Annotated in this window: 26 protein-coding genes and 4 pseudogenes; 6 read left to right on the top strand and 24 right to left on the bottom strand. The window is 47.8% G+C overall.

Going from position 1 to position 26096, the window contains the following annotated elements; all coding sequences use genetic code 11:
• Positions 1–11: 11 nt before the first annotated feature.
• The 4 genes from ASL14_RS12500 to ASL14_RS12485 form a co-directional block, all read right to left on the bottom strand.
• A complete protein-coding gene (locus tag ASL14_RS12500) occupies positions 12–521 on the bottom strand; it encodes a hypothetical protein (RefSeq protein WP_134911804.1) in 510 nt (169 codons plus the stop codon).
• A 128-nt stretch (positions 522–649) separates the two neighbouring features.
• Positions 650–814, bottom strand: coding sequence for a winged helix-turn-helix transcriptional regulator (locus ASL14_RS29555; protein ID WP_189338256.1), 165 nt, complete (start codon positions 812–814; stop codon positions 650–652).
• A complete protein-coding gene (locus ASL14_RS29550) occupies positions 780–866 on the bottom strand; it encodes a winged helix-turn-helix transcriptional regulator (RefSeq protein ID WP_420873700.1) in 87 nt (28 codons plus the stop codon). The genes ASL14_RS29555 and ASL14_RS29550 overlap by 35 nt, the downstream gene beginning before the upstream one ends.
• A gap of 449 nt (positions 867–1315) precedes the next feature.
• Positions 1316–2212, bottom strand: coding sequence for a LysR family transcriptional regulator (locus ASL14_RS12485; protein ID WP_134911803.1), 897 nt, complete (start codon positions 2210–2212; stop codon positions 1316–1318).
• A 135-nt stretch (positions 2213–2347) separates the two neighbouring features.
• On the opposite strand from ASL14_RS12485, the gene ASL14_RS12480 reads away from it, so the two are divergent.
• Positions 2348–3358, top strand: coding sequence for an alpha/beta fold hydrolase (locus ASL14_RS12480; protein WP_134911802.1), 1011 nt, complete (start codon positions 2348–2350; stop codon positions 3356–3358).
• Positions 3359–3380: 22 nt separating this feature from the next.
• Positions 3381–4565: an MFS transporter gene (locus tag ASL14_RS12475; RefSeq protein ID WP_134911801.1), complete on the top strand. Its 1185-nt coding sequence runs from the start codon at positions 3381–3383 to the stop codon at positions 4563–4565.
• A 213-nt stretch (positions 4566–4778) separates the two neighbouring features.
• Here ASL14_RS12475 and rlmH read toward each other — a convergent pair whose 3' ends face one another.
• The 3 genes from rlmH to ASL14_RS12455 form a co-directional block, all read right to left on the bottom strand.
• Positions 4779–5258, bottom strand: coding sequence for a 23S rRNA (pseudouridine(1915)-N(3))-methyltransferase RlmH (gene rlmH / locus ASL14_RS12465; RefSeq protein ID WP_134911800.1), 480 nt, complete (start codon positions 5256–5258; stop codon positions 4779–4781).
• A 161-nt stretch (positions 5259–5419) separates the two neighbouring features.
• Positions 5420–5878: a hypothetical protein gene (locus ASL14_RS12460; protein WP_223264298.1), complete on the bottom strand. Its 459-nt coding sequence runs from the start codon at positions 5876–5878 to the stop codon at positions 5420–5422.
• A gap of 5 nt (positions 5879–5883) precedes the next feature.
• A complete protein-coding gene (locus ASL14_RS12455) occupies positions 5884–6084 on the bottom strand; it encodes a hypothetical protein (protein WP_134911799.1) in 201 nt (66 codons plus the stop codon).
• 285 nt (positions 6085–6369) lie between these two features.
• On the opposite strand from ASL14_RS12455, the gene ASL14_RS12450 reads away from it, so the two are divergent.
• Positions 6370–6879, top strand: a complete 510-nt coding sequence (locus ASL14_RS12450; RefSeq protein WP_223264297.1) for a hypothetical protein — start codon at positions 6370–6372, stop codon at positions 6877–6879.
• A gap of 153 nt (positions 6880–7032) precedes the next feature.
• Here the strand turns inward: ASL14_RS12450 and ASL14_RS12445 are convergent.
• Positions 7033–7400 (bottom strand): annotated as a pseudogene (locus ASL14_RS12445) (DNA-binding protein); the annotation flags it as partial.
• Between the two features lie 165 nt (positions 7401–7565).
• On the opposite strand from ASL14_RS12445, the gene ASL14_RS12440 reads away from it, so the two are divergent.
• A complete protein-coding gene (locus ASL14_RS12440; protein ID WP_134911798.1) occupies positions 7566–7907 on the top strand; it encodes a helix-turn-helix domain-containing protein in 342 nt (113 codons plus the stop codon).
• A gap of 150 nt (positions 7908–8057) precedes the next feature.
• Here ASL14_RS12440 and ASL14_RS12435 read toward each other — a convergent pair whose 3' ends face one another.
• The 4 genes and pseudogenes from ASL14_RS12435 to ASL14_RS29290 form a co-directional block, all read right to left on the bottom strand.
• The gene (locus tag ASL14_RS12435) at positions 8058–8549 is read right to left on the bottom strand and encodes a DinB family protein (protein ID WP_134911797.1); all 492 of its coding nucleotides are present in this window, start codon (positions 8547–8549) and stop codon (positions 8058–8060) included.
• A 28-nt stretch (positions 8550–8577) separates the two neighbouring features.
• Positions 8578–9516: a helix-turn-helix domain-containing protein gene (locus tag ASL14_RS12430; protein WP_134911796.1), complete on the bottom strand. Its 939-nt coding sequence runs from the start codon at positions 9514–9516 to the stop codon at positions 8578–8580.
• A 120-nt stretch (positions 9517–9636) separates the two neighbouring features.
• Entirely contained in the window at positions 9637–9804 is a 168-nt protein-coding gene (locus ASL14_RS12425; RefSeq protein WP_081750721.1) for a CxxH/CxxC protein, read from the bottom strand.
• Between the two features lie 108 nt (positions 9805–9912).
• Positions 9913–10011: pseudogene (locus ASL14_RS29290) on the bottom strand (SAM-dependent methyltransferase); the annotation flags it as partial.
• 251 nt (positions 10012–10262) lie between these two features.
• Between ASL14_RS29290 and ASL14_RS12415 the strand changes: the two are divergent.
• The gene (locus ASL14_RS12415) at positions 10263–11984 is read left to right on the top strand and encodes a cellulase family glycosylhydrolase (RefSeq protein WP_134911795.1); all 1722 of its coding nucleotides are present in this window, start codon (positions 10263–10265) and stop codon (positions 11982–11984) included.
• An 88-nt stretch (positions 11985–12072) separates the two neighbouring features.
• Here ASL14_RS12415 and ASL14_RS12410 read toward each other — a convergent pair.
• A pseudogene (locus ASL14_RS12410) lies at positions 12073–13307 on the bottom strand (S1C family serine protease).
• A gap of 497 nt (positions 13308–13804) precedes the next feature.
• On the opposite strand from ASL14_RS12410, the gene ASL14_RS12405 reads away from it, so the two are divergent.
• Positions 13805–14011 (top strand): hypothetical protein, encoded by a 207-nt coding sequence (locus ASL14_RS12405; protein WP_134914527.1) that lies wholly within the window; start codon positions 13805–13807, stop codon positions 14009–14011.
• Here the strand turns inward: ASL14_RS12405 and ASL14_RS12400 are convergent.
• The 11 genes and pseudogenes from ASL14_RS12400 to ASL14_RS12350 all read right to left on the bottom strand — a co-directional run bounded on the left by ASL14_RS12400 (position 13980) and on the right by ASL14_RS12350 (position 26069).
• Positions 13980–14786, bottom strand: a complete 807-nt coding sequence (locus tag ASL14_RS12400; RefSeq protein WP_134911794.1) for an MBL fold metallo-hydrolase — start codon at positions 14784–14786, stop codon at positions 13980–13982. The two genes, ASL14_RS12405 and ASL14_RS12400, sit on opposite strands and share 32 nt — an antisense overlap.
• Before the next feature lie 6 nt (positions 14787–14792).
• Positions 14793–15557: a two-component system regulatory protein YycI gene (yycI, locus tag ASL14_RS12395; RefSeq protein WP_134911793.1), complete on the bottom strand. Its 765-nt coding sequence runs from the start codon at positions 15555–15557 to the stop codon at positions 14793–14795.
• 34 nt (positions 15558–15591) lie between these two features.
• On the bottom strand, positions 15592–16935 hold the full coding sequence (locus ASL14_RS12390) for a YycH family regulatory protein (RefSeq protein WP_134911792.1): 1344 nt from the start codon (positions 16933–16935) through the stop codon (positions 15592–15594).
• Positions 16932–18686, bottom strand: coding sequence for a cell wall metabolism sensor histidine kinase WalK (gene walK, locus ASL14_RS12385; protein WP_442953260.1), 1755 nt, complete (start codon positions 18684–18686; stop codon positions 16932–16934). Before walK ends, ASL14_RS12390 begins: the two co-directional genes overlap by 4 nt.
• Positions 18687–18757: 71 nt before the next feature.
• Positions 18758–19489 carry a response regulator YycF gene (gene yycF / locus ASL14_RS12380; RefSeq protein WP_134911790.1) on the bottom strand — a complete coding sequence of 244 codons (732 nt, stop codon included), beginning with the start codon at positions 19487–19489 and terminating at the stop codon, positions 18758–18760.
• A 231-nt stretch (positions 19490–19720) separates the two neighbouring features.
• On the bottom strand, positions 19721–21244 hold the full coding sequence (locus tag ASL14_RS12375) for a M23 family metallopeptidase (protein WP_134911789.1): 1524 nt from the start codon (positions 21242–21244) through the stop codon (positions 19721–19723).
• Between the two features lie 274 nt (positions 21245–21518).
• Positions 21519–22192: pseudogene (locus tag ASL14_RS12370) on the bottom strand (hypothetical protein).
• 144 nt (positions 22193–22336) lie between these two features.
• Complete coding sequence (locus ASL14_RS12365; RefSeq protein WP_134911788.1) at positions 22337–23053, bottom strand: GntR family transcriptional regulator; 717 nt, start codon at positions 23051–23053, stop codon at positions 22337–22339.
• Positions 23054–23091: 38 nt separating this feature from the next.
• Positions 23092–24099: a CehA/McbA family metallohydrolase gene (locus ASL14_RS12360; RefSeq protein WP_134911787.1), complete on the bottom strand. Its 1008-nt coding sequence runs from the start codon at positions 24097–24099 to the stop codon at positions 23092–23094.
• Positions 24092–24388, bottom strand: coding sequence for a hypothetical protein (locus ASL14_RS28015; protein ID WP_223264295.1), 297 nt, complete (start codon positions 24386–24388; stop codon positions 24092–24094). Before ASL14_RS28015 ends, ASL14_RS12360 begins: the two co-directional genes overlap by 8 nt.
• A gap of 166 nt (positions 24389–24554) precedes the next feature.
• Positions 24555–26069 carry a hypothetical protein gene (locus ASL14_RS12350; RefSeq protein WP_134911786.1) on the bottom strand — a complete coding sequence of 505 codons (1515 nt, stop codon included), beginning with the start codon at positions 26067–26069 and terminating at the stop codon, positions 24555–24557.
• Positions 26070–26096: the final 27 nt, after the last annotated feature.

The raw sequence follows: 26096 nt of genomic DNA, 5'->3' as shown, positions 1-26096 counted from the left end.
CAGGTATACGATTATTCGTTATCCGGCGTGGCCGGACCGGCCGGGGGCATCAAGCCTTGAACGGCGCCGAGAAACGGGCGAATGGACTTGATCATGCCGTAGCCCATCTTCACGACCGGGACAAATTTCTGGATCATGCCGAACAGCCGCAGGCCGCCGCCGAGCATACCGCCAAGCCCGCCCAGGCCGCCAAACAGTGAGCCCATCATCGGCAGGAATGCAGACACCTTGGCGTCCGGCTTGCGGGAGCGCGAACGGCCAGGCGGTTTACGCGCGCCGCTTCTCCGGTTGCCGAGACGGGCGCTCGGGGCATGCGAACCGGCTCTGCGTTTGAGAGATCGGGAGTCTTTCATCCCGGAAGAAGCATGTGGGGGAGCTCCAGCAGCACCGGCAAGTATTAACCCGCCGCGATTAACGTCGGTGATGTAGCCGACGTAAGTCTCTCCGCTGTGCAGGGTAACGTAGACCGGACGGCCTCGAAGCTTCTTAGCCCGTGCACGCATCTCTTTCGATTGTGCCATGGAAGTTCACCTCGCTCACTGATTATAATTCAGTTTACGCCAGGGGCGGGCTGCCTGCTTGTGCGAATGGGGCATGCGCACGCCAAAAATCGCTTGATGGGTTCGTCGTCATCGGGGCTTTAGCCTGCTCAAAACGTTGGAAGCAAAACTAGCCGTTGCCGGTAGTTCGACTGGTTATTGCGTTCTTTTTCCCATTCATGCAACACTTCAAATATCGAACCCAGTGTCATTCCATATTCCGTGATCTTATAACAGACTTTAGGCGGGTATTTCTGAATATACCGTCCGTTCAACGAGACTGTCAGTAACCAATTCTTTCAACGCTTCTGACAGCACCTTATCCAGACGTGCAATGCAATATTCTCCCTATCTTCATGCTTTTTAGACATAAAATACAAAACCTCCATGAGTCTTTGCACCGAACTAGGTAGAATATATTTAAGTGCATTTCATTGTGGGTAACGAATTTGCATTCCTATCACTTATGATACGGTTCAGATTAACAGGTCTATCAGCGAAAAATCCAGTGCGACGAAACACTCTGTCGACATCTTAGCCGCATACAAAATAGCAGATACCGTTTGACCAGTACCTGCCGAATTCAAGCGACTCTATTCTTATATTCTAAATCTAGCGAATGATCAAGACTGGCATTCAGCATGCGTAGGATCATGAGTAACGATTCAGATCTAGTCGCATTAGCGTCGGTTTGAATAAACTGTCCAGCGTACCCTTTACGATCGCCACGTCCGATAAAGTATCATTCTAATTGCACACCTGTGCGCGAAATCTCTTTAGGTGTTATTTTTCAAAAATGTTTCTCTGGTCAAGCTCAAAAAGGCTTCAATTGCAGGCGAGATCCACTTCGCTTCATGCCAAAACATTTGGGTTGCAAACGATGTGGCGGTCAAATCCCACGGCAACGGAACCAATTCTCCCCGATTCACTTCTCCGATCACGGCCATTTCAGGCAATATGGCAATGCCGATTCCTATTTTCGCACATTGTTTAATAGCCTCAGCACTGTTAAACTCCAATTCGGTAATTCCCCCCATGCCCTTCTGTGAAAGACTTCGATCAAAAAAAGTGCGATAGGAACATCCCTTCTCCGTCAACAAAAAGGTCTCGCCATGAAAATCTTCAATGGCCAATGCAGTATGTGCAGCCAAAGGATGATCTGGTGATACCAATAGATAAAAGGGCTCATCCAGCATTTTTTCACCGCAAAATCCTGTCTCACCCTTGTCCTCATCCAGCATAAAAATAATGTCAGCGTCCCCTTCACGCAAGCTCTGTTTGAGGTTCGAATTAGCCAGCGGTCGAAACATTAACCGAATCCCTGGATAGCACAAACGAAACTGGCGCAATACAGCCGGCAGCCGGTACGTACACAACGTTTCATCGGCACTTATGACTACCGTACCCGTCAATTCGCCGGATTGCTTGACGGCATGTTGTGCTTCTTCAACCACACTCAATATGTTATCTGCATAGCGCAGGAACGTTCTCCCTGCATCGGTCAAAGTCACATTTTTACCCAATCTGTCCACCAACTTGACACCCAATTCTTCCTCTAAGGCCTTCATTTGCATCGTAACCGTTGAAGGGACATAGTTCTGCACTTCTGCAGCTCGGGTAAAGTTGAGTGTGGAAGCAAGCGTATAAAAGGTTTTTAATTGGCGCAATTCCATCGAGTTCCCGCTCCTTAATTCAAGAAAAATGAACGTTCTATTCATAAACGTTTCTTTGACTTAACAATAGCAGCATCGTAGAGTGATGACAAGGAAGGCAGTGCATACTTTTAGCTATGAAAAGGAGTTTTTTATATGAGAGATTATGAAATTTATGAACTAGGAGATGTTCTGCTGCAATCCGGTGACACTCTGCCAAATGCCATTCTCGCCTACAAAACATACGGCATGCTAAATGCAGCCAAAAATAATGTGATTGTATATCCCACCTGGTTTGCCGGCTTGCATACTGATAACGAATGGTTAATCGGACCTGGCAAGGCACTGGATCCAGAAAAATATTTTATCATCGTCCCTAATATGTTGGGCAATGGACTCTCCTCCTCGCCAAGCAATACGCCATCGCCCTATCATCAAGCGAATTTTCCACTGATTTCGATTTATGATAATGTGCGACTGCAGCATCAACTGGTGAATCAAAAGTTTGGTATTGCAGAAATCGCCCTCGTTGTAGGTTGGTCACTAGGCGCTGTGCAGACCTTTCAGTGGGGGGCAAGCTATCCCGATATGGTAAAACGAATCGCTCCATTCGGCGGGACTGCCATGACCCGGCCACATGCAAAGGTTGTATTTGAAGGAATGATCGCTGCCCTTCAGGCTGATTCTGCTTGGAAAAATGGCTTTTACACGCAGAAACCCAAAACGGGATTGGCAGCCATGGGTCGAGTCTACGCAGCTTGGGGGTTCTCTCAGGCTTATTATCTAGAGCAGCTCTATCAGCAAGAGGGCTACCACACACTGGAGGAATATCTCGTCGATTACTGGGATCAAGTATTTTTGACCTTTGACGCTAATGACCTGATCACCATGTTACGTACCGGAATTACAGGTGACATTAGCGCTAATCCGACGTATAACGGCGATTTTGACCTTGCATTAAGCAGGATAACAGCACGGGCCCTGGTTATGCCGGGAAGTACAGACCTTTTCTTCCCTCCCCAGGATAGCAAAGTTGAAGCACGACATATACCAAATGCATTCTTCCTCCCGATTGAATCCAAGTGGGGGCATTGCGCAGGCATTGGACAGCATGAACCAGATTCCGTATTTATAGATAAAAGTCTAAAAAGTTTCTTGCTTGAATGAAACTGAGGAGGAGCGGATTAAATTGAAAAATAAATTGATTATATATATCCTAGCACTTGCTGTTTTTCTAATCGGAACCATTGAATACATTATTACAGGAGTCATTGAAATGATCGCCGTGGATTTGAGAGTATCTACTTCCGAGGCTGGTTTACTGGTGACCGTATTTGCTCTGGCAGCGGCCATTATTGCTCCGGTTCTAATTGCAGTAACCATAAATATGGATCGTAAGAAGCTGCTGATGGCTGCCCTCAGTGTGTTTATTGCCACCAACGGACTTATGTTTGTAAACCTTTCTTACGAAGCATTACTATGGGTACGAATTATTCAAGGGGCTAGTGGAGGAATCGCAACCGTAGTAGCCATGGCAGTAGCGACACGACTCGTCGAAAAAGAAAGAAGGGGCAATGCCATCGGTATTATTTTGATGGGGCTCAGTAGTTCGTTAGTTCTGGGTGTTCCAGCTGGCACATTTTTTAGCGAGATGTTTGGATGGAGAGTTTTGTTTATTTTGATCGGTATAATAAGCGTTCTTCCATTGTTTATCATCTATAAAAAGGTTCCTACAATCAGAGAAGAAGAAGCTGTTACCCTCAGGATGCAGCTCTCTATTTTAAAAGATTCAAAAATTGTAACTGCCTTGGCTATTACTTTATTTTATATTGGTGGTTACTCTACGCTCTTTACTTATATTACACCTTTCTTGCAAGCCGCATCCTCTCTTTCCATAACCGAAATTAGCGGTGTTTTATTCCTAGCGGGAATTTGCAGCTTCATCGGATCCAAAGTGGGTGGACAATTGGCAGATACAAAGGGATCAAAATTCACAATTTGTATTGGACTCCTGTTACAGGGAGCAATGCTCCTTTTATTCACTCTAGCTGGTGTCAATATCATTGTATTAATCTTAGTTTTAATGATCTTTATGTTAGCAACCTGGAGCATTTCCCCTGCTCAGCAGCTATTTTTGGTCACTCTGGTACCTCGAAATCCAGACATTGCCCTGAGCGTAAATACTTCCTTCATCCAATTTGGTTTTGCGCTAGGATCTGGATTAGGCGGCCTTGTCATCAGTCGTACCTCTGTTCTGAATTTGAATTGGGTAGGTCTGGCTGCTGTAAGCGTTGCATTACTTCTTGCCATCTTGCTATTCAAAAAAATGAGCAGTGGGATTGGAACGTCTACTGTTACTAAAGAAAAATATTAAATAGCTCCTCTTTCTACAATCCCAGCATTCAAATCCAAGTCATTTTTAACACACCGGCACGTCATTCCCATATTCCGATGTGCATAAAAGTACACCATTTGCCGCCTAAGCTGTGTCCGTAGCTCTCTTACCGAAGCAGGTCCTTCATCGAAATCGAGATCAGGGTTGAAATGCGGGAGATCGCCCAATCCTTTCCTTGGAAAAAATTTCGCCCTACTTATGGTACGGTTCACCCCGATTAATCTTCACCGCTCGGTAAATCTGCTCTACCAGCACCAGCCTCATCAGTTGATGAGGCAAAGTCATCCTTCCGAAGCTCAGCTTCTGCTGGGCGCGGCGGAGGACTTCGTCAGAGAGACCATGACTACCGCCAATGACGAAGACAACATGGCTTGTACCATAGGTGCCGAGCCTGTCCAATTCCTCAGCGAGTTCTTCCGAGCTCCAGAGTTTGCCGTCGATGGCAAGTACAATGACATGTGCTTCACTTTTCACATGAGCAAGGATGCGCTCTCCCTCTCGCTCCTTGACCTGTCGAACCTCCGCCTCGCTTAGCGTGTCGGGAGCCTTTTCGTCCGCTACTTCGATCATTTGGAACTTGATGTACGGGCCAAGCCGTTTAGCGTATTCCTGAATCCCCATGACCAAATACTTCTCTTTTAACTTGCCAACGCCTATAAGTTGAATAAACAAATTCCATACCCCTATCTATGTCCAATGATAATGTAAAATCGCATTTACGATCCCTAACATGAAAAGATACCTTTAACATAGTTATTTTAGCACCTGAAGCGTCTCTTACCTATCTATTTCCTCTCCACTACGAGCTTATTCCCTATTCAGATTATAGCGGATCATTCATTTACGCTCTTCACAATGAAATGCCTATCCGTTTCGTATTCACCAAGACACTGCATTAGCATTTTTCGATATTCGCTGATTTGTTCAACTGTCGCTGACTGCCGTAATGATTCAAACAATGCCGTACATCTCTTAAATTGACCATCATTACTCGACTGGTTGGCTAGTTGCATCGCCTGTATAGTAAGCCTCACTGCATCCTGTAATCTATCGTATTTCCGATAGTACAAAGCCAAATGATAGCAATAGCTATAATAGTAAGATACGTTCTCTGCGTCTTCATAACTCCCGAATTCATCAATCTGCTCTGAAAACGTATGTAAAATATCTCCTACATCCAAATGATACATAAGCGCTGCCTGTAATATGGTATTCAACCCCGGTAATATTTCCTCTAGATTATCCTGCAAAAAGGCTACGTATTCCTCGACAAGCTCTATATTTCCAGACAAAATATCTACTGCATATAAATTAGTTTCTCCCCTTCTTCATAAGAACCGATTTCATATTCAAGAGTGTGTTTCCCACATTTAGGACAAAGACGTGCCTGTTCAATCTCTTCCTGTATCTTTTTCTGATTCTTACACCACATTTCAGCCTGTTCCAAAGATATCTTTAAGTCTTTTGCAAATTTCTCTGGATTATCGTAAATATTCATTTTATCCCCCTATCACAGCATTAAGTAATTTATGATTATACTAATATATGAAAGTTTGAAGGAAGGCGGTAATATATCGTCTTCTTTTTTATTAATTTCTATTAGGAGTCTTTATATTTAATTGGGGTACAAATATATGTAATATGGAATTATAATTTGGGTAGATTTGAAGATTTGTTCACACTTGGTATATTATTTTTGGAAGAATGATATAAAATATTGAATATAGTGGGATAATTTGGTATAATAAGGTAGTATCATAAAATAGTGTAGGAGGAATAATTTGTGAAAAAGAAGAGTACCTTAATTATGTCAGCATTATCTTTTAGTTTGTTGGGTGCTATTGCTTTCCCAAGTGCGATCTTTGCTGAATTTGACGTAAGTAGTTCTGTGAATCCAGCTACACCGGAAGCTCCTGTAACTCAACCTGTGGGTGATGGGGACCACGTAGTAACTCCTCAAACAGCAATTGATGCTATTGACATTGGGTTAACCGGTGGTGCTACGGTGCAGGGTTACTTTGACGTCCCTAAAGGCTACGGCCATGTCAAACTTCGTATAAAGAATAATTCTGGACATCGAGTCAAGGTCAGTTTAACGCACGTCGAATCCAAAAAACTGTATATTGATGAATTGACGATTGGCGCTTATGGTACAGAAAATTGGAAATCTACTGATGCAGGATATAGCAGCGGTATGCGTTCTGGAAGTTATGCGATACAATTTAGAGGTGGCGATTATAAAGTAGACGGGCATGTTTATGGAGTAATTGCTACTGAGTCTACCGACCTCTAATATACATCATCACATATAACATACAAAGAAAACTCTGGGCATTATGTCTGGAGTTTTCTTTGTATGTTCATTTTTAGGGAAAATCTGGATTAGACATAGAGTAGATACATAATTGGTCCATATCATTAATAGATAGAAAATTAATATGAGATACTTGGCTAAAAACCTGAATTCCTCAACAACCTGATTGTCTTCTTCCTCTAAATCCTCCATCCACCCCAGCTCAGCATACTTATAGATGCACTCCCTTGCTGCTCATATGCACCCTGGTTCTGGTGAGCCATTCCACACATCAGGTGACTGAGTCCAAAATAATATACCAGCGGGCGCTCTAACTTGACATCCGGAATGGGTAATTTCATTGCTTTATGATACTGCCGTTCTTCATAGATACGCTGTACACATTGGTACAAAATATCCGCCGTCTCCATCACCTTTTTCCAATTTTCAAAAGCCACAGCCATCTCTAACATTTCAACAATGATGTCAGGTTTGAGTGATTTTAGGATAGAAGTTCTCAAGAAAAGTCCCCCCTTACATTTCCATTTACAACCAATTGTATAGAAAACGAGAATGAAGGTCAATATAAAAAGTACTTAAAAGTACAGTTTTTAATGATTTTATTTTTTATAAGATGGTCTGTAACGATATTCTATCCTCTTCTAACCTTAAGTGGAGGTGATTACATGAGTTTACCAGAAAGCGTCGGAAATCGGATACGAGAACTAAGAAAAGCTAAAGGATGGACACAAGAACAATTGGCAGAAGCAGCAGGACTTCATTACAGTTATATTGGCGGAGTAGAACGTGGAGATCGAAATATTTCATTGGAGACGTTGGAAAAAATAATTTTAGCGTTAAAGGTTCCACCCTTTGAACTTTTCCAATTCGATGAAACTACCAAGCGAAAAGAAATCATAAATGAACTTATGTTACTAATAAATTCAAGAGAAACAACAGAGCTTGAAATTCTTACTACTATAACAAAAAATATTGTTGGTTTAATTGAGTTACAACAAAGAAATTAATTGAACATAAAAAGCAAATCGGGATTCTCAGACGAGTTAGTAAAGAAGTTTCACGCGCGTTTGAGTAAGGCCATTCCATCCCGGAAAAGCTTGAATAAAACCAAAAAAGAGCACCGCACAGGTGCCCTCCATAAATCTTCACAAAAATACTCAAGCGTACAACATAAAAAAGCTCACTTCATGCCCCAACTGCTTCAAATAATTATATATTTGCGAACGGTGATGGAACACGTGTGTCACGGTCTCGATCTGCCATTGGACTTGCACATGTCCATGCTCCATATAAAAAGCTTTGGTCGAACGATTCAAATAATCGTCTTCGCTGAGCGAAAGAATGTAAGCCTTATATGCCTCAAAATTCTCCCTGAAACTTACAGCCAAACGTTCGGGATCGTTTACCTCGGACAGGCTGTTTTCAATATTCCCTACTTCTTCCTCGGACTTCTCCTGATGCATAATGGCAAGATCCGAAGCAGGAATGAGTACAAAATGATGCACTAGCTCCAAAAGTGAGCGGAAATTGTCCTGTGGGCGAAAGCTCCAATCCTCTGGACGTATTTTACGGATCAGGGCTTCACCTGTTCGTACTCCAGTCTCCAGCTCATTCAGCAGATGTTCCCGAATTTGCAGCGTTCCACTCATGTTCTCATCTCTCCTTTGTCATTCTTCTTCATGTTTTGAGTATAACGGAAGCCTCAGGACGTGTATTGTAGAAATCGGACAACCTGCGAAAATCCTTTGCGGCAGTAAGCGGAGAATCTCCATAGAACCTGCGAAAATCACGAATCAGGTGCGCCTGATCGAAAAAGCTGTGCTCCAACGCAAGCTCTGTCCAATCCAGAGGGCCACCGCTTTGAATACTTTGCAGAACGCTCTGGAAGCGGACGACTTCACTGAACTTTTTGGGACTGATCCCGATCCATTGCCCGAACTTGCGGTTGATCTGTCTTTCACTGATCGCTTCGCGCTCTGCTAGCTCTTTAACACTCATACTCCCACTACTTACAAAAATACGATGCAGCAGATTTTTCATCAGGTCACAATCGTTCGTCCCTTGGCGCAGCAAAAGCTGGTTCAGATACTCGTCCATCATCCGCACCCGTTCATTGAAATCCCGAGCTTCCAAAATGCGCTCACCTATGATCTCGATATTCTCGGGCCATATATCATCCAAGCGATAATTACCGCCTGTAAACAAGTGAGTCGGCATACCGTGAAAATAATGTGCCCCGCCCGGAAAAAATCGCACAGCAAAAATGCGTGTCTCGGTACCTGCTTGTCTGGCAGACACGAACGGATGTGTAAACGTCCCGCAGTACGAGATATCCTGACGCTTACTCACCGGGTTGTATTTTAATAGAATATCCGTACAGCCGTCAGGTAATACCCGATCCACCGCTTCTTCACCTGACAAGCTTAATGTAGCTTCGTTACCACACGAAACACCCAGATTCCCCTCTAAAACCTCTCCAGTAACCGGACTGGACTCCCAATAGCAAGCGACATAAGCTCTCAGGGCAGCAGACGGCCTTTTTTCGATATAGGTTGTGGAAGAATCACTTCCATTGACCTGAATCGGACGAAACAGTGAATGCAGCAAAGGGTCCATCCATCGTTCACTCCTGTCTCAGCACGTGTTGCGAATAAGTATAGCTATATGTATGAGGATTTTGCAAAAATCCTAGTATACAAAAAGGACGTTTCTACCCGAAACGCCCGTGCTTGTTTTTTAGACGACTAAAAATTCCGCTTTCTGCTCACATTCCTTGCACTTCACTGGAGGGTCCCAATCCGAAAATTTCGTTTCCTTGAGATCGACGACATCCGGTGCATCCTCGTATTCATCGACGAACATATCAATTGCCAGTTCCACATGCTCTTTACATACCACGTACATCCCAGTTGCATCCCTTTCCGTATGAAGCTCTTCCAGTTGTTTGGTGTCTGTTACAAACGCCTTCTTTTGTTCTACCACACTTGACGCGGAAAGAAAAGGGCTTGATTCCTATCCCTGACGCTTGGTTTTAAAAATGAGAAAATAGCTGACGTTCAGGTCCTCGTGGAAATCGGGATATCGCTCCAGCATCTCTGCCGACGGCTTCGGTATCCCACTTGTTCATATCCAGTTCATTCTCCCTTCTGTACTGACTAAACCGTGCTAATCTGCTTTCCTCGTAGGGCAATAAATTCTACGCGAATCCCCTCTTATTATCAATAATAACGTTTACAATGATAAAATATCTAATTTACACATGATTTTCCCACTAATTATATAGGTATTCTATTATGGAATAGTATGGTAGTATCTCATTCGAAAGCGCTTTCAAAAATAACTTTGTAAAGGGGCCTGCCTGTATGTTCAAACGAAGACCCGTTTCATTGCTGTCGCTGACCCTTGCCATCACTCTGTTGTTATCCACGTTCGCGTCCGTTGCCACCGCTGCTGAATCTGACGGACAAGCACCACAAGCCACCGCAGTAAGCAATATGCAATCATATGTCGAAGCCATGCAACCCGGATGGAATCTGGGCAATTCTCTGGATGCTGTCGGGGCAGATGAGACTGCCTGGGGCAATCCACGCATTACTCAGGCACTGATCAAGCAAATTGCTGCCCAAGGATACAAAAGCATTCGTATTCCCGTCACCTGGGATAAACACATCGGAGCTGCACCGAATTATACCGTTGACGCTGCCTACATGAACCGTGTAGAAGAAGTCGTCCGCTGGGCACTGGATGCCAATCTGTACGTCATGCTCAATGTCCATCATGATTCGTGGTTATGGGTAAGCAGTATGGAGCCCAAGCATGATGAAGTGCTGGCTCGTTATAACTCACTTTGGGCACAAATTGCCAATCGCTTTAAAGATCAGCCGAACAAGCTGACGTTCGAGAGCATTAACGAACCCCGTTTCTCCGAAGGAGGAACGACGGATGAAGCGAAAATGAACCAGATGCTCCAAGAACTGAATGTTTCCTTCCACAAAATCGTCCGCGCCTCTGGCGGTAATAATGCAACCCGTCCACTTGTTCTGCCCGGCTTGGATACTTCACCTGCCCAGAACAAAATCAACGAGCTGTACAACACGATAACCAAGCTGAACGATCCCAACCTGATTGCGACTGTTCACTATTATGGCTATTGGCCTTTTAGTGTGAATATTGCCGGATATACTACATTTGAGAAAGATACCAAAAACGATATTATTCAAACCTTTGATAACGCCTATAACACATTTGTAGCCAAGGGTATCCCTGTCATCGTCGGTGAATACGGCCTGCTCGGCTTCGACAAAAATACAGGTGTTATTGAACAAGGCGAAAAGCTGAAATTCTTTGAGTTTTTGACTTATTATATGAAAGAGAAAAAAATAACAGGCATCCTCTGGGATAATGGCCAGCATTTTAACCGCACAACATACAAGTGGTCCGATCCTGAACTCTTTAATGTCATGAAATCCAGCTTAAAAGGACGTTCCTCCAATGCAGTCAGTGACCTCATTCACTTGAAGAAAGGCACTTCCGTTCAGGATGCCACAGTCACTTTAAACCTGAACGGCAACCGACTGAACACACTAAGCGCCAACAACAAGCAACTGAAACAGGGCACCGACTACACACTGAGCGGAGATACATTAACCTTAAAAGCCAGCTTGCTCACCAGTCTCACCACTTCCGGGAAATATGGTGAGAATGCAGTAATTAACGCCAAGTTTAATAAGGGGGCAGACTGGAATTTTAAAGTAGTCGTGTATGATACACCAAAATTAAGCGCAACCGAGGGTACTACGCAAACCTTTGCCATTCCAACGGACTTCCGTGGCAGCCAGCTTGCCACAATGGAAGCTGTTTATACCAATGGCGGCAATGCCGGTCCGCAGGATTGGACACCGTATAAGGAATTTGGCAACACCTTTGCCCCTGCGTATGATACGAATGGCATCAAGCTGCTGCCTGAATTTTTTAACAGTGTCAAAGATGGCGAAGTCACGCTGAAATTTCATTTCTGGAGCGGGGATGTGGTGACGTACAAAATCACCAAGAGCGGAACCCGTGTGACGGGAACGGCATCCTAACCTAAAACACAACCAACAAACTGAAAGGCGTTCCCGGAAAATGAGCCGGAGAACGCCTTTTTTTATAGTTATGCCTATAAATTAAACCTTAGCCTTCCGGCTTATCCGTTAACTTCAATGTCACGGATTCTTCCTTGCCTGCCCTGTAAAAGGTAACTTTTAGCTCATCGCCAATCTTCTTGTTATCGTACAAGTAGCGGCGCAAATCAAGCGTGGAGTTAATCGGTTCACTATCGAACGCGGTAATAACATCGTTCAGCTTCAAGCCTGCCTCCTCGGCAGGGCCGTGCGCCTCCAGAACAACCGCTCCGTCCTTTACGGTGTCAGGCAACTTGAGTTCCTTGCGCTGTGTTTCATCCAGCGGAGCATACTCATTATTGAGGTCAACTGTGTATACTCCCAGATAAGGACGGGTAATCTTGCCGTCCTCAACCAGTTCATTCACCGTCTTCATGACCTCATTGGCGGGAATGGCGAAGCCGAGTCCTTCCACACCGGTATCGGCAATTTTCATCGTATTGATGCCTATCACACGTCCGTCCAAATCGACCAGCGCACCGCCGCTGTTTCCTTCATTAATCGCTGCATCGGTCTGGATGACATGCTGTTCCCAGTCATATACGCCATCCTGATTAATGGAAATGGGAATAATCCGATTCGTATAGCTCACAATGCCGGAGGTGAGCGTATCGCCCAAGCCAAGCGGATTACCAATGGCAATCACGGTCTCGCCCAGACGAAGCTTACTGGAATCACCGATATCTGCTATTGTGCTAATGCCCTTATCGTCTACCGCCAGCACTGCGATATCGCTAATGCGATCCTTGCCGATCAGCTTCGCCTCTTTTTTGACACCATCCACAGTTACAATCTCCAGATCATCCGAGCCTTCAATCACATGATTGTTAGTCATAATGAAGGCTTTGCCGGAAGTTATCCGGAAAATAACACCCGATCCAAGTGCCGACGGCTCCGTGCTATGACCGTCTTCCCCTTTCAGGTTCACGATGCTGACGACGGCCGGACGCACCTTGGCTGCCGCCTGCACAATTCGGTCATACGGATCACCCGCCGCTTGGCGCATGGGATAATGACTTGCTCCGGTTACCGCTGTCGTGGAGGGCAGACCTGTAATAAAGCTGAACAGTAGCACCGCAACCACCGCACTAACTGCACCGCTAATGACAGCGGCCTGCACCGGACTCACGTCCCGGTTCCTGTGCGGCCATCGTCCCTGTCCTCCACGACGTGCCTTGAATGCCTTTTTTTGGCCGCACGCGTGGATACCCTCGTTGAATAAAAATCGTCATCAAACAAGCCCATGCTAATCCTCTCCCCTTCGTTGTCATGCACCGACACTCACTAAAAAATTAGGGCTATTCGGGCTTGCGCCAACCTATGCTACAGAGACTCGCTCCGTTTGAACGCCAAAATGGATTGAATATCCCCCATGACCGAAACAACCGCTCATTTCAGCCTACTTATTAATCACCACAAATGGGGCCTCCCTAAGCATCCTGATCTCATTAACCAGCATACACGCCGCAATTCACTCCGAATAGAGGAAAAAGGAGGAATGATTTCCAAATCAATTGACTACAATAGTAACAAGTCTTCTATTCTATTACAAAATGATCGTCTCATAGAGACGTTCTGGCCTGTTCCCGTTCGCTTGTAACAGCTTATGCTTCCGATATGAGCTTTCTTTCAGAAAGCTTTCAGTTGTTAGCTTTATTGTATCACAGCACCCAGCAAAACCACAGGCAGAACCAAGCTGATCACACGCCATTTTCTAAATATTTTAACAGGAGGAATGTATGATGAATCAACATCGCTCAGCTATGGATGAAGTTCGTATAGCTGCCAAGCTTGCGGATCTGAAAGACGAGCATTACCGCAACACTCTGGCGTTAAGTACACTCATTGAGCTACTGGTAGACAAAGGCATTGTGACCCGCGAAGAGGTAGAACGCAAAGCCGCTGAGCTGGATAGTTTTATGACTCACTCACCTTATCCCACGGTGTAGGACGGTCATAATACGTATCACACAATCGGAACTCACTGTCCTTGTAAAAGCAGCCGCGGTCTTCCATCGCCCCGCGCACCGTCAGCTTTGCCAGCTCCATCATATTGTGGTCGCGGCTCAAATGCGCCAAATACGTTCGCTTCGTCCGCCCTGTCAGCAGCTCGCTAAGGATCGCGCCCGCCATTTCATTGGATAAGTGACCGATATCGCTGAGAATACGGCGCTTGATGTTCCATGGATAACGCCCCATGCGCAGCATTTCCACATCATGATTAGACTCCAATACCAATACATCTGCGTCTGAAATGGCCTGCTTCACCTTGTCGCTGACATAGCCGAGATCAGTGGCTACACTGAGCTTTTCTGCCCCATCGTAAAAGCTATAGCCTACCGGCTCAGCCGCATCATGGGATATGCCAAAAGACTCTACGCGCAACGATTCAAATTCCCGTGTTCCGCCTGTCTCCAATATTCTGCGGTTATCGTCCGCAATCTGACCAACGGCATTACTGATGGCAAACCACGTCTTCTCATTCGCATACACAGGTAAATTATATTTACGCGCCATGGCGCCTAGTCCTTTAACATGATCGGAATGCTCATGTGTGACCAAAATACCATCCAACTCTTCTCCGCTCAGATCGCGTTCTTTTAGCAATTCATCAATACGCTTCGCGCTGAGACCTGCGTCGATGAGTAATGTCGTGTCTTCGTTCCGGACAACGGTGGCGTTGCCGGTCGAACCGCTCGACAGCACGGTAAATGAAATCCCCATATTTGTTCAAGACCCTTCTGTTTGTTCTGTCTTTGGACTTATGACATCTCCATTCATCTGCACGTAATACACGCCTTGCCCGTTATCCAGCATAAACCGCCATACAGGCGCAGCTACCTGGCTATCCGAGTTAAAGGTTTGTCCGTAATAACCAAGCCGTATATCCTTCACAATCGCATCACGCGGCAAATAACTGTCAATCAACCGTGCCAGCGCCTTGGATGCAGGCAGCATTTTCTTCGCTTCATCCGAGGGCTGGAGATCGACCTGAATTTTGCGATATCCGGTAATTTTCTGATTACTGTAAAACAGGGCCAGCTTCACATTAAACAGCGGCCATTTATCCTGTACCAACGGATGCAGCACAAAAGCGTCCGTCTGTCCGGATGCCGGCTCCTCCTGTACATCCAGTGGATCATACTGGTAGTTGTCGATATCCTTGATTTGCGGCTGTAATGCCTCAACCAGCGAATCGTGAGTGAATACAAGCTTGCTGTCTACCGGCTTTACCAGCTGCACGCGATCATCCTTTTTCCCACTATGAACATACGTGTAGGAAAGCTTGGGCAGCTGCGGGGTATCCCCGGGAATCGGAGCCAGCACCTGAATGCTCTTTTCTTCCATTAAACGCTGCGTATTTTCATCCAATGAAGTAAAATCCAGATTCGGCCCTGCCGTTTCCTGCGCATCATTCCACAACTGGCGCCCCAGCACTACATTGAGCAGCAAAAATGTACAGATCAGTACGTTTTTCGCGCGGCTCCAATCCATTCCCGTTCCCCCTTTCTGCCATAAGCCTATATGGTCACTTCTTTGACTCCTGAGATTGCTGTGTTTGCGGTGTACTCGACGTTGTCGCTGTTACGGCCACAGCGTGAATCTCTGCCACTGAACCATCGCCCAACGTAACCCGCCACTCGGGAACGAGCTTTAACCCATCATTTGTCAGCTCCGGCTGATATACAGGGGTCAGATTTCTAATCGTTTTCCCTTTGGCTACAGCTTCCAACTGCTTCTTCAAAGTTTCGCCGCCTGGAAGCATAATCTTTTTCGAGGATTGTTCGCCGCCCTTTAGATACAACAGCGAACGATCATAGACGGATGCCGTTTCCTGCTGGATTTCCAACAAAATCGTGCCAAACCGGAAGGATGGCGTATCCAGCACCGGATAAGCCCCGTAATACTGCTGAAACAGCACGCTTGTACGATTTTCATCGCTGCTTCTGATTTTCAGTTGATAAGAAGCATCCCAGCCGCCATGTTGATTTACAAAATCAACCGCGGCCAACACATCCCTAATCGGGCTGCTTCCGCTCGCTCCTGGGGCGCTGGGATCGGTATAGCTCATCCATCGCTGATCCTGCTTGATTTGCAGACTGCGCTTGCTGTCTGTATAAATTTGGGAACCATCCTTCTCCTGAATATTACGCGTAATCCCCGGATCGAAAAATAAATTCCGTTGCATCTGCTCTGTCGTGAACAACCCGGCATATACCACGGGCTGCACCGTCTCCAGGTTATCTGCGGGAATGTAATACTGATTATCCACCAGCTCGTACAACGGGGCATTTTCACCGAAATTCACATGCTGCCGGATATCCTCCACCGTCATATCGAACTGATTCGCCTCATACACCACATCACCTCTGGCACTGAAAAAGAGAGCGTGCGGCTTGGCATTTTTCTCATCTATATAGATCCAGATACGGTTAATCGTCTCTCCCTGAAATACAGAATCCGGCGTCAGACGCATGACCCTCTCCAGCAGTGAAACAGGAACGCCCCCCGAAAAGGTCAATTCCATGCCCTCATTCTCGCTGCGAATCCGCGCCCAATCCGCCGACTGGATACTCCGACGTTGAAAGCTGTTAAAGCTCCGGCTTTCCAGCCGTTTAAAAATCAAATCATAGAAAGCAACTCCCGGATAAAAAACGGTGTGCTTATTTTGCCCTTGGTGAATCAGCATTTTATCGGGAAACACGAGATTTTCAATCCTTTTCTCCTGTCCCATGCTCTCGGTTTTAACATAGTTTGTCTCTGAGGTAAGTACAGAATCACTGCCCGGAAGGCGATAAATCAGAAAATAACTCTGTACGAGGCTGGAAGCAACCAGCAAAATAAGCGCCCATGACTTCAAACGTTCCTTCACTGTGCTTCCCTCCCTTCACCCGACATGGGTAGCGTAAAGGTCGTACAGGTTCCCTGACCGTATTCTGACTCCAGAAAAATCTGGCCCCCATGCGCCTTTACAATTTCCCGGGCAATCGATAGCCCCAAGCCTGTGCCACCCATATTGCGCGATCTGGCCTTGTCCACACGGTAAAACCGTTCAAAAATCCGGTCCAAATCCTTTTTCGGAATCCCGATTCCGGTATCCTGAACCGAAATAGCCAGCATTTCCTCACTATTACGGCGAGCTTCAATTCGAATATTTCCGCCCTCCGGCGTATATTTCAAAGCATTGGACATCAGATTGTCCAACACCTGCTCAATTTGATCCCGGTCAATCACGACCTTGCCGATCCCCTGCTCCACGAACATTCCAGACCGGATATTCTTTTGCTTCATTTGAAAAGAAAATCGATCCGCGACTTCGTCCAGCATCTCCATCACATCCGCAGGCTGCATCCGCAAAGGCGCCTCATTGGAATCCAGCCGCGACAGATGCAGCAAATCCGTAACTAACCGGATCATACGCTCCGTCTCGTTGCGGATCACGCCTACGAAACGCTCCGCGAGCTGCGGTTCACCCATTGCCCCGTCATCCAGCGCTTCGGCATAGCTGCGGATCGTCGTCAACGGGGTGCGCAGCTCATGCGATACATTCGCTACGAACTCCCGCCGTGTTGTCTCCATTTCCTCCTGCTCCGTCACGTCCTGAAGCACCGCAATCGTTCCCGTGATGCCGAATTCACGCCGATGAATCGGCGTGAACGTCACGCGGATAACGATCGGCTCGTCCTGACCCGCGGGCTCCAGTTGTAACAGCGTGGAAGCCGAAGAACCGCTGTACAGGGCCTCGGTTTCCTCCGGGTCGATACCGAGCAGCACCGCGATATGTCTGCCGGTCATTTCGTTCTCGTTCACGCCCAGCATCGCGCTGGCTCGGCGGTTGACCAGAATAACCCGGCCATTGTCATCTGTAGCGACCACACCGTCGCTCATGTTGGTCAAGATGGAGGAGAGCTTTTCTTTCTCCTCTTCATTTTGCGACAACGCCTCGCGCAAGCGGCCTGTCATATAGTTAAAGGCCACGCTGAGCCTGCCGATCTCATCGTCGCCAAACACAGGCATCTGCTGGTCGAATTTGCCCTCGGCAACCTCTGTCGCATGACGCGTCATCACCTTGATCGGGTGTGTAATCGTATGCGCCAGCACCACGCCCAGCACAGCCGTCAACGCCAATGCAATGAGCATGCCTGATAGAAACACATTGTTAATGCGTTTCATCGTATCGTACAGCTCGCTCATGGAGGCAGCGATATACACTGCGCCGACAATCTTGCCTTGGCTGATGACGGGCTTGGCAACGACCTTCTTGCGGACATTATCCTCGTCCACCATGTATTCCTCGTTGTCACGGATACCCTGGAGTGCGCGGCTGACCACCGTCTGCGTATTCTTGCGTCCGACATAATCGGCGTGTGAGCCTTGGGACGTAATCAGCACCTTACCGCTGGCATCCAGCACCTGAATTTCTGCGCCGCTGAAATCAAACAGATTATTCACGCGTGCACGCAAACTTTCTACGCTGTCTTCCTCCATTTTACCGTCACTGCCGCTCAGATCTTGTTCTGCCAGCACGGACAGCATTTCCGCCCGTGCCTGCAAGTCCTGTGTAAAGTTACTCGTCAGAGAGTTCTTCATCGAGCTGACAAAATAAACCCCGATCAGCTGCATCGCCACCAAAATCAACAGCACATAAATAATGATCAGCTTCGCATGAATAGTACGAAAGAAAGACAGCCATCTCATGCCCGCAGGCCACCTTTGCCCCCGCTAATAATGTATCCGAGTCCACGGCGCGTCAGGATCGTCTCCGGCTTGCTCGGGTTTTCCTCAATCTTCTCGCGCAGCCGCCGGATCGTCACATCCACCGTCCGCACATCCCCATAGTATTCGAAGCCCCACACCGCCTGGAGCAAATGCTCCCGCGTCATGACCTTCCCGGCATTTTTCGCCATATAATACAGAAGCTCATACTCCCGGTGCGTCAGATCGAGCGGTGTACCGTTTTTGTAAGCTGTATACATATCCGTATCAAAAAAGAGGTCCGCCACCCGCAGCCCCTGCTTCTCTTCCTGCGAGCGGCTTTCCGACGTGCCTCCCCCGCCGCGTTGCTGTCTGCGCATCTGTGCCTTCACCCGCGCCAGCAATTCCCGTGTGCTGAACGGCTTCGTCACATAATCATCTGCGCCCAGTTCCAGCCCCAACACCTTGTCGATTTCGCCGTCTTTGGCAGTCAGCATAATAATCGGCGTCTGTAGCTGATGCCCGCGCACCTCGCGGCACACGTCCATGCCGTCCATCCCCGGCAGCATCAGGTCGAGCAGAATCAGGTCAGGCTGCTGCTTGACCGCGATATCCACCGCGCTGATTCCATCGAAGGCGCAAATCACCTGATAGCCCTCTTTTTCCAAATTAAATTTCAAAATATCAGCGATAGGCTGTTCATCATCCACCACCAGAATCGTTCCCTGCATACAGCGCTCACCTCTTCTCACGGATCATGTTATATATTAACTTTCGTTTGTCAGTGTCCATAAGCTGCTTATTCTATTCTACCATACCCGCACGGCATTCCATCACTTGTCCAGCCCCTTTTTCTTACACGAAAAAAGCCATGCCTGCACTACTGTTAAGCATGCAGAAAAACATGGCCTTCCCCCGTAACCTCATGAATCATCAATAACTCATCGTTATAAACGATCCATCTATCTTAAATACGTCATTGGATTGCGTGGCGTATTCTCTTTACGAATTTCAAAATGCAGATGTGTTCCTGTCGAGCGTCCCGTGTTACCCATAACTCCGATCGACTCGCCTTGCTGAACCACCTGTCCTACTTGAACGCCAATGCTGCTCAAATGCCCGTACACCGTCTGGTAGCCGTTACGATGGTCGATCATAATGACATTGCCGTAGCCATTCTGCTGACCTGCAAATGTAACTACACCTTCATCCGATGCGTGAATGTCAGGACTGCCAACCAAATCGACACCCTCATGCATACGTCCCCAGCGTGCACCAAAGCTGCTCGACATCGTTGCGCCGGACACCGGCCAAGCGAACTGTCCCGAGCCTTCACCTACGACCTTCGTTCCTTTCAGAACCACCTCGGTAACAGACGGCTGCAATACCTTTTGACCGAGCCATTCCTCTTGCACGACCTCGCCGTTCTCCTTGGTCAGACGGTAATCCATTTCCTTCAACCCTGCTTGTCCCGGTCTGACAACCTTGGTAACTCCTGCTTTCAGTTCATCACTTTGGCGAACCTCAATCTCAGGCTCAATGGCAATCTGCTCGACGACTTTCTCCACCGTCCGGACCGTAACCGGAGCCTTTGGAGCCGTGAGCTTCAGTTCATCCCCGATTTGCAGATACCGCTCACGCGAGCCGGGATTGTTCTGCTTAATCTCCCAAGCGGTCATATTAAATTTATTCGCAATCGACGACAAGGAATCGCCTTCCTGTACTGTGTACGTTACGGGTGCCTCACGCGCTTCGGTCAGCGCTGTAACCGCTTCTGCCTCAGTCAGCACCTTGTTCGGGTCTGCTTTTACAGGCTCGTATGCAATTTTCTCACGAATACTAGCAGACTCCAGCCACGCTTTAGGGGTTTTGCTACTGGTACTTGCATGACTGCTGCCCACGGATGTTTTGCGAACCAGTCCCTTGATGCCTGTAGCCGTGCCTTCACCCGCAGGTGTGTATTTCTTCTGCACTTGCTTCAAAGCCGCCTGCGCAGTCGCTTTATCCTTTACAATACCGACCGTCTGGCCATTGACCTTTACTTCTACTCCTTTGGCATACGCAGTCAGCATACCGTCCAGCTTCTTCAGTGTTGCTCCGCTGTCGATATCCACTTTGTACGCCTTTTCAATGCCTGTCGTTACCGCGCTCGTATTGAGCACCATGTCCACACCGGGATACTTGTCCTTATATTGCTTGCTCTTCGTTGCATACAATTGCTTTAGCTGTTGCTCATTGAGGATGCTTCCGACCTCGACACCCTGTACATACACTTTATAATAAGGGACCGTATTGGCCCCGACATATTGATTACCCGCAAAAATAAGACTGCCTGCAATCACTACACCGCCTGCGGTCCAGCTCAACCATTTTCTCTGTCCGCTCCACCACTTTGCTATTTTTCCCGCTTTCCCAGCAGGCTTGTCTTCCATGCTCGAATCTTCATTCATGCTGTCTGGTGAATGCTTCTCCTTCAAAACCTCCATGATTCTCTCCTTTTCAGCATATCTTGTCTCTATATAAATGCGTTCGTTATTGGTCTTTCACCCTATGAATCCAGCCTGTATTCACAAGCATCTATGATATTAGTCGCTATCTATCATTGCATAGTTGCGTAAAAGGTTTCAAAATTTTAACCTTTACGCGACACTGTTTACTTTAACATAGCTTTTACAAAGAATTCAACTACACTCCAGATCCTTCCTGACACGCAAAAAATCCGCGCCCGGCGCGGATTCCACAGTTCTATTGTGAGCATGTCTATTTAAGCATACCCATCAGCTTGTTGTATTCCTCTTTGGTCAAATATTTGGCAAGCACCTGCTGAATATCCTGAAGCTCTTGCTCGGTCAGACCGCCTTCCATCGCGGCTGATATTTTCTGCATTTCCTCCGGCGGTAGCTTATTCATCAGAATCGCGAAAATTTCCTGCTTCTGCTCTGCGGGTAAGCTATTCTTCTTTTCCGTCAAACTATCAGGCGTAATGACCAGGTCATGACCTTCAATACTCGTTTCAGGTGCAGTTGTACCTTCTGCTCGTTCCTGTGACGCGTTGCCAGATGCACCAGCCGACGAAGAACCGCCCTCCTGCGGGGTTTTCCCATTCGTTGCCCCACTGGTACCCATGCCTCCCGTGCCGCTCCCGTTCGCTTCCAAGCCCTGTCCCATGACAGGTAAAGCATCATCAGGCGGTTTTACACTTTCCGAACCGCCGCCCGTAGCTTTGTTTTTTCCCGTATCTGTACTTTTATCAGTACCAGAGCTTCCATTCAGCCAGCCCAATCCCCATACTGGCTGATGATCCAGTTGGATGTTAAACTGCCGCAGCAGCGATTGGACATAGGCATTCACGACCACACCTGTTACCGCCAGCGTTAAAGCGCTGACCAGCACCACCGTCATTCCTTTTTAAGCAGCCATCCAAGCCACCTCATATCTCGTTACCTCCTTATACGCATCCTGCCATGTGTATCATCATGAAGTGCATATAGATCAGTATTGACGAGATATGACGATTTTTAACCCTTGGAATATGTAAAACTAGCACGATTGGATAGTAGATGTGATGCTTCCATGAATCAGCGTGTACGACGCACCCAGAAATGGAAAATATCGCTGCGGACATAATCCAGTGAATACAACACCTGTCTGTTCAGCTCATCGTAATGAAGCTGCTTGAGCAGTAACACCGTGGCCTGCGGATGCTTCAACAGACGCGTCATATGGGCATCGTCATGACTCGGGACGGTAAGCTCCGAATACGCGCCAACGATTCGTACCCCGGCTTTAAGTTCCAGGCTTTGAAAAAGCGAACCCGAAAAAGACCCACCCTCCAAAATCGAACCTGCCAATGTCTCCGGCATCCAATTGATAGAATGGGCTACCGCTTCTCCATCGGCTGTGCGAGTCCGCTCCAGAACAATCATGGGCTCATTCTCGGAAAACCTCATTCGTTCGGCAATATCGGGGGGACAAATCGTCATCCTCTGGATAGATTCCAACTGCTCATCTTCCCGCAACCCTGCCGAACGAATCATGTCCCCGATGCTGTACAGGCGGTCCAGCGAGCTTGGAATGCTCGGCAGCGGGCAAGTAGCGAACGTACCACTCCCGTGCTTCACCAACAGCTTGCCTTCCGTTTCCAACTGGCGGACGGCTCCCCGTAGCGTCGCACGCGAGACGCAGAACAATCGGGAAAGTGCAGCTTCCGAAGGCAGCCTCTCGCCCGGCTCAATTTGGTTGACCTCTATATATTCCTCTATAAGCTGCTTAATGTTCTCTTGTTTTGTTGACACCGTCCAAAGCCCAGCCTTTCTATTATAGTGACCTGAGTTCAAGTGATATACATCGGATTTGTAAAGGCAATCATCGTGACGCAATCTTCCATATATCCATATAATTCGGCTCGCACCCAGCCTTTTCCTGTTGGATCTTGTAATGATAGCGTATATTCACCTGATTGAGCAGGGATATAAGTTTCGGAGCATACCCCCTGGCCGCTTGTCAGCAGAAGGCGAAGGTTCTGAGGCTCAAGGTTGTAATGGGCTGCTCTCGTTTCCACATCCAATTGAACCGTCACGGACAGTGAATCCTCCACAGCCAGCTCTACACATTCGCCGATACCATACCGCTTATCGCTGTCATTAATTTGTGCCGACATTGTCAGTAACGGTCCCATCGTAACCGACACCGAACCGAGGCGGATCGCCTCAACTGCCCGGTTAACTAAGCTCTCCTGCTCTTCTGCTTCACCATGAATACCCAGATACGTGACAGCCGGAAGCGCATCATCCGGTTTGGATACATGCCAGTCCCGACCGCTTACCGCCGTGATGCGATACCCCTGATTCAATAAATCCGTCCACATGGCAAACGCCCGCTGGCTATCCCGCTTAATAGACGGCATAAGCGTTGACCAGACCTCAATATAATCGACCTCATGCCAGTCCTGAATGGTGTATTCCCAAAAGCACCCCGTACAGATCGGACTTCCGATCCTGAATGGATGAGCAAGCCCTGCAATGCCTCCCTGCTCATGCACCTGCCGGATTCCCTCATGAATGTCATCCGGTCCCAACACACGCCAGTCAATAAAGCGGTCTACTCCCAGCGTCAGCATATGTCCGTAAAAGGTCGTCCACTCCATCCCTGAAATGATCGGGACACCGAACTGCTGCTGGACCCGTTCCTGATCCACAAGTGCCGACTGGGTGTTGTGATCCGTCATAGCGATGCATTCAAGCCCGAGGTCCGCTGCGCTTTGGGCAAGCTCCTCCAGCGTTTGCTTTCCGTCACTGTGAAGCGTATGGGTGTGAAGCTCAGACGGAATCCATTTAAGCATATATGGCTCCCTCCCCCAATACGTGAATTTGGTAAACAAGCGTCTCGGTCACAACGGCATGCAAACTGACGGTGATCCGCCACATGCCCGCCGGATTATCTCCTGCAAGGAATCCCGGCGAAGCCGCAGACGAACCGAGCCAATGCTCCTGCTGCATCTCGGGACGGTGTGCATTTCCCCGGTGACGGAGAGGGTCATCGACAGACAACGTCAATAAATTTTGCAGCGGTATATACTTCTTCCACAGATCGGATGAATTCCCCGGCTCGTCGTATCCGTATTTGCTCATGCTTTCCTCAATAATTTCTCGCGCTTGCTCTTGATCCTCCAATAACTTGGGGTGTAAGAGAAGTGAATGCGGATCGTGTCAGTAGGCTGTGGGATGTGAAAAGAGTACGTAATATGGCTCTGGGTGCAGGTTCTATCGACCGTTCCTTCCACATACAGTAGTCTGCTCATGACTCTCCATCCTGACTTGTCGGGTCATCCACAGCATGGTTCACAGTACGATTTACAGTATGGTCGCCAGCACCCGCCCCGTCTTTGCCTGCTGCCCATAAAATACCCGCTGGTTGAAGCCGCGTTAGCTCAATCACCCGGTCCGTACGAATACCAGGAAACTGCGGCAGGTTTTCCTCGTTTAGCGTAAAAGCATACAGTCCAGCCACTTCCATGCTGTCCGCACCGCCCTCCAGCAATACGGCTCTAATTTCGGCTATATCCTCAAGCACAGCCTCTCCAGATAACTTGACCGTTGTAGAAAAATGCGACTCTGCACCCTCATAAGCAGCCCTGAAATCACCCAGTCGCAGATCATGATAGCACGATGAATACCACTGCTCCGAGCCGTGAAGGCGAAGCTCGATATCCACACAGGCATCTTCCTCGCGTCGGTTAAAGCCCGGCTTGGACGCTGGAGACGATTCACTGCTGGAATCCTTTAAGGGGCGTTTTGAAGTCTGGATAAATACATAGCTGCGCTGGTGGGCAAGCATAATGGAAGACGCATTTGACGGCATTTCCAGCTCCTGCTGACGCTCCATCTCCCATTGAGTTACCTGATAAGCAAAGGGAAAACGGCTCATGACCGCTTCACGCGGCTCTTCCTCTGGCTTCCACTGGAAAGCAGGCGACAGCATAAAACGATAGTCCGATGAAATGTTATCTTTAAAGTTTCCATTGGTTGTTGCGGATTGGAGAACAGGATGCCCGCCCAGATCATAGTTGCCATTAAACGCAGTCGTAATATGATGTGCCCCCTGGAAAACAGCATCCAGAACATTGCCCCTGGCATCCAGCTCGACGCGGTACATCCATTCGATATCGGTGGTTCTCCCCCATTTGCTCATGAGCAGCGGTGCGGGCGTTCCTTCATCCTCATGGCTGTACATCATCTGGTATTCAATGACCGTTTTCCCCTCATTCTCTTCCACGGAGTAGAACAGAACAAGCGGTGTATCCGTAAAGCGGTTCTCATAGGGATGTGCCAGATTGCGACCGTATAAAAGTGGGGTGTGACGATAAATCAGCGACCTTGGAGACGAATCGGCCACACAGCGCAGTTCAACCCCGTCGATCCACGCTCTGGATACAAGCGGAGCCGATTCCAGCTCGCGAAATTCGGCGTACACCTCATAATCGCCTTCTTTTAGATACCCCAACAAACGTGTGTACACTCCCTGACTGCTGCCATAATACAAAATAACATCCTGATTATAGGCTTCGTTCAGGTAGAGGCGCACGAAAGCGGATTCCCGATCTGTAGCAGCCCAATCACTGTCCGATCTGGCGAGCAGATCAAGCTCTGCGAATCCGTCTTCCGGCATGGAAAACGTGAACCGGAATCCATTCCCCGGACTGAGTTCAACCTCCGCTTTGTGTAAGGCAATCCGATACCCGCAATCCAGCAGATCCTTTTCCCACACTCGCCCACTAAACCCGGTAATCTGCACCTCTGCTTGGCTGTTCATCCCTGTAACCTCCTTAGTGTATAGCGG

This window comes from Paenibacillus sp. IHB B 3084 (assembly GCF_001447315.1).
Classification (GTDB): Bacteria; Bacillota; Bacilli; order Paenibacillales; family Paenibacillaceae; genus Paenibacillus.
The sequence above is the reverse complement of the archived record's forward strand: the minus strand, read 5'-3'. Positions and strand labels throughout refer to the sequence as shown.

Bases quoted from the DNA above. Each gene is read 5' to 3' on its own strand.
- ASL14_RS12500 (WP_134911804.1), bottom strand. From the start codon at position 521: ATGGCACAATCGAAAGAGATGCGTGCACGGGCTAAGAAGCTTCGAGGC.
- ASL14_RS12485 (WP_134911803.1), bottom strand. From the start codon at position 2,212: ATGGAATTGCGCCAATTAAAAACCTTTTATACGCTTGCTTCCACACTC.
- ASL14_RS12480 (WP_134911802.1), top strand. From the start codon at position 2,348: ATGAGAGATTATGAAATTTATGAACTAGGAGATGTTCTGCTGCAATCC.
- ASL14_RS12455 (WP_134911799.1), bottom strand. From the start codon at position 6,084: ATGAATATTTACGATAATCCAGAGAAATTTGCAAAAGACTTAAAGATA.
- ASL14_RS12440 (WP_134911798.1), top strand. From the start codon at position 7,566: ATGAGTTTACCAGAAAGCGTCGGAAATCGGATACGAGAACTAAGAAAA.
- ASL14_RS12435 (WP_134911797.1), bottom strand. From the start codon at position 8,549: ATGAGTGGAACGCTGCAAATTCGGGAACATCTGCTGAATGAGCTGGAG.
- ASL14_RS12430 (WP_134911796.1), bottom strand. From the start codon at position 9,516: ATGGACCCTTTGCTGCATTCACTGTTTCGTCCGATTCAGGTCAATGGA.
- ASL14_RS12425 (WP_081750721.1), bottom strand. From the start codon at position 9,804: ATGTACGTGGTATGTAAAGAGCATGTGGAACTGGCAATTGATATGTTC.
- ASL14_RS12415 (WP_134911795.1), top strand. From the start codon at position 10,263: ATGTTCAAACGAAGACCCGTTTCATTGCTGTCGCTGACCCTTGCCATC.
- ASL14_RS12405 (WP_134914527.1), top strand. From the start codon at position 13,805: ATGAATCAACATCGCTCAGCTATGGATGAAGTTCGTATAGCTGCCAAG.
- ASL14_RS12400 (WP_134911794.1), bottom strand. From the start codon at position 14,786: ATGGGGATTTCATTTACCGTGCTGTCGAGCGGTTCGACCGGCAACGCC.
- yycI (WP_134911793.1), bottom strand. From the start codon at position 15,557: ATGGATTGGAGCCGCGCGAAAAACGTACTGATCTGTACATTTTTGCTG.
- walK (WP_442953260.1), bottom strand. From the start codon at position 18,686: ATGCAGCTGATCGGGGTTTATTTTGTCAGCTCGATGAAGAACTCTCTG.
- yycF (WP_134911790.1), bottom strand. From the start codon at position 19,489: ATGCAGGGAACGATTCTGGTGGTGGATGATGAACAGCCTATCGCTGAT.
- ASL14_RS12375 (WP_134911789.1), bottom strand. From the start codon at position 21,244: ATGGAGGTTTTGAAGGAGAAGCATTCACCAGACAGCATGAATGAAGAT.
- ASL14_RS12360 (WP_134911787.1), bottom strand. From the start codon at position 24,099: ATGCTTAAATGGATTCCGTCTGAGCTTCACACCCATACGCTTCACAGT.
- ASL14_RS28015 (WP_223264295.1), bottom strand. From the start codon at position 24,388: ATGAGCAAATACGGATACGACGAGCCGGGGAATTCATCCGATCTGTGG.
- ASL14_RS12350 (WP_134911786.1), bottom strand. From the start codon at position 26,069: ATGAACAGCCAAGCAGAGGTGCAGATTACCGGGTTTAGTGGGCGAGTG.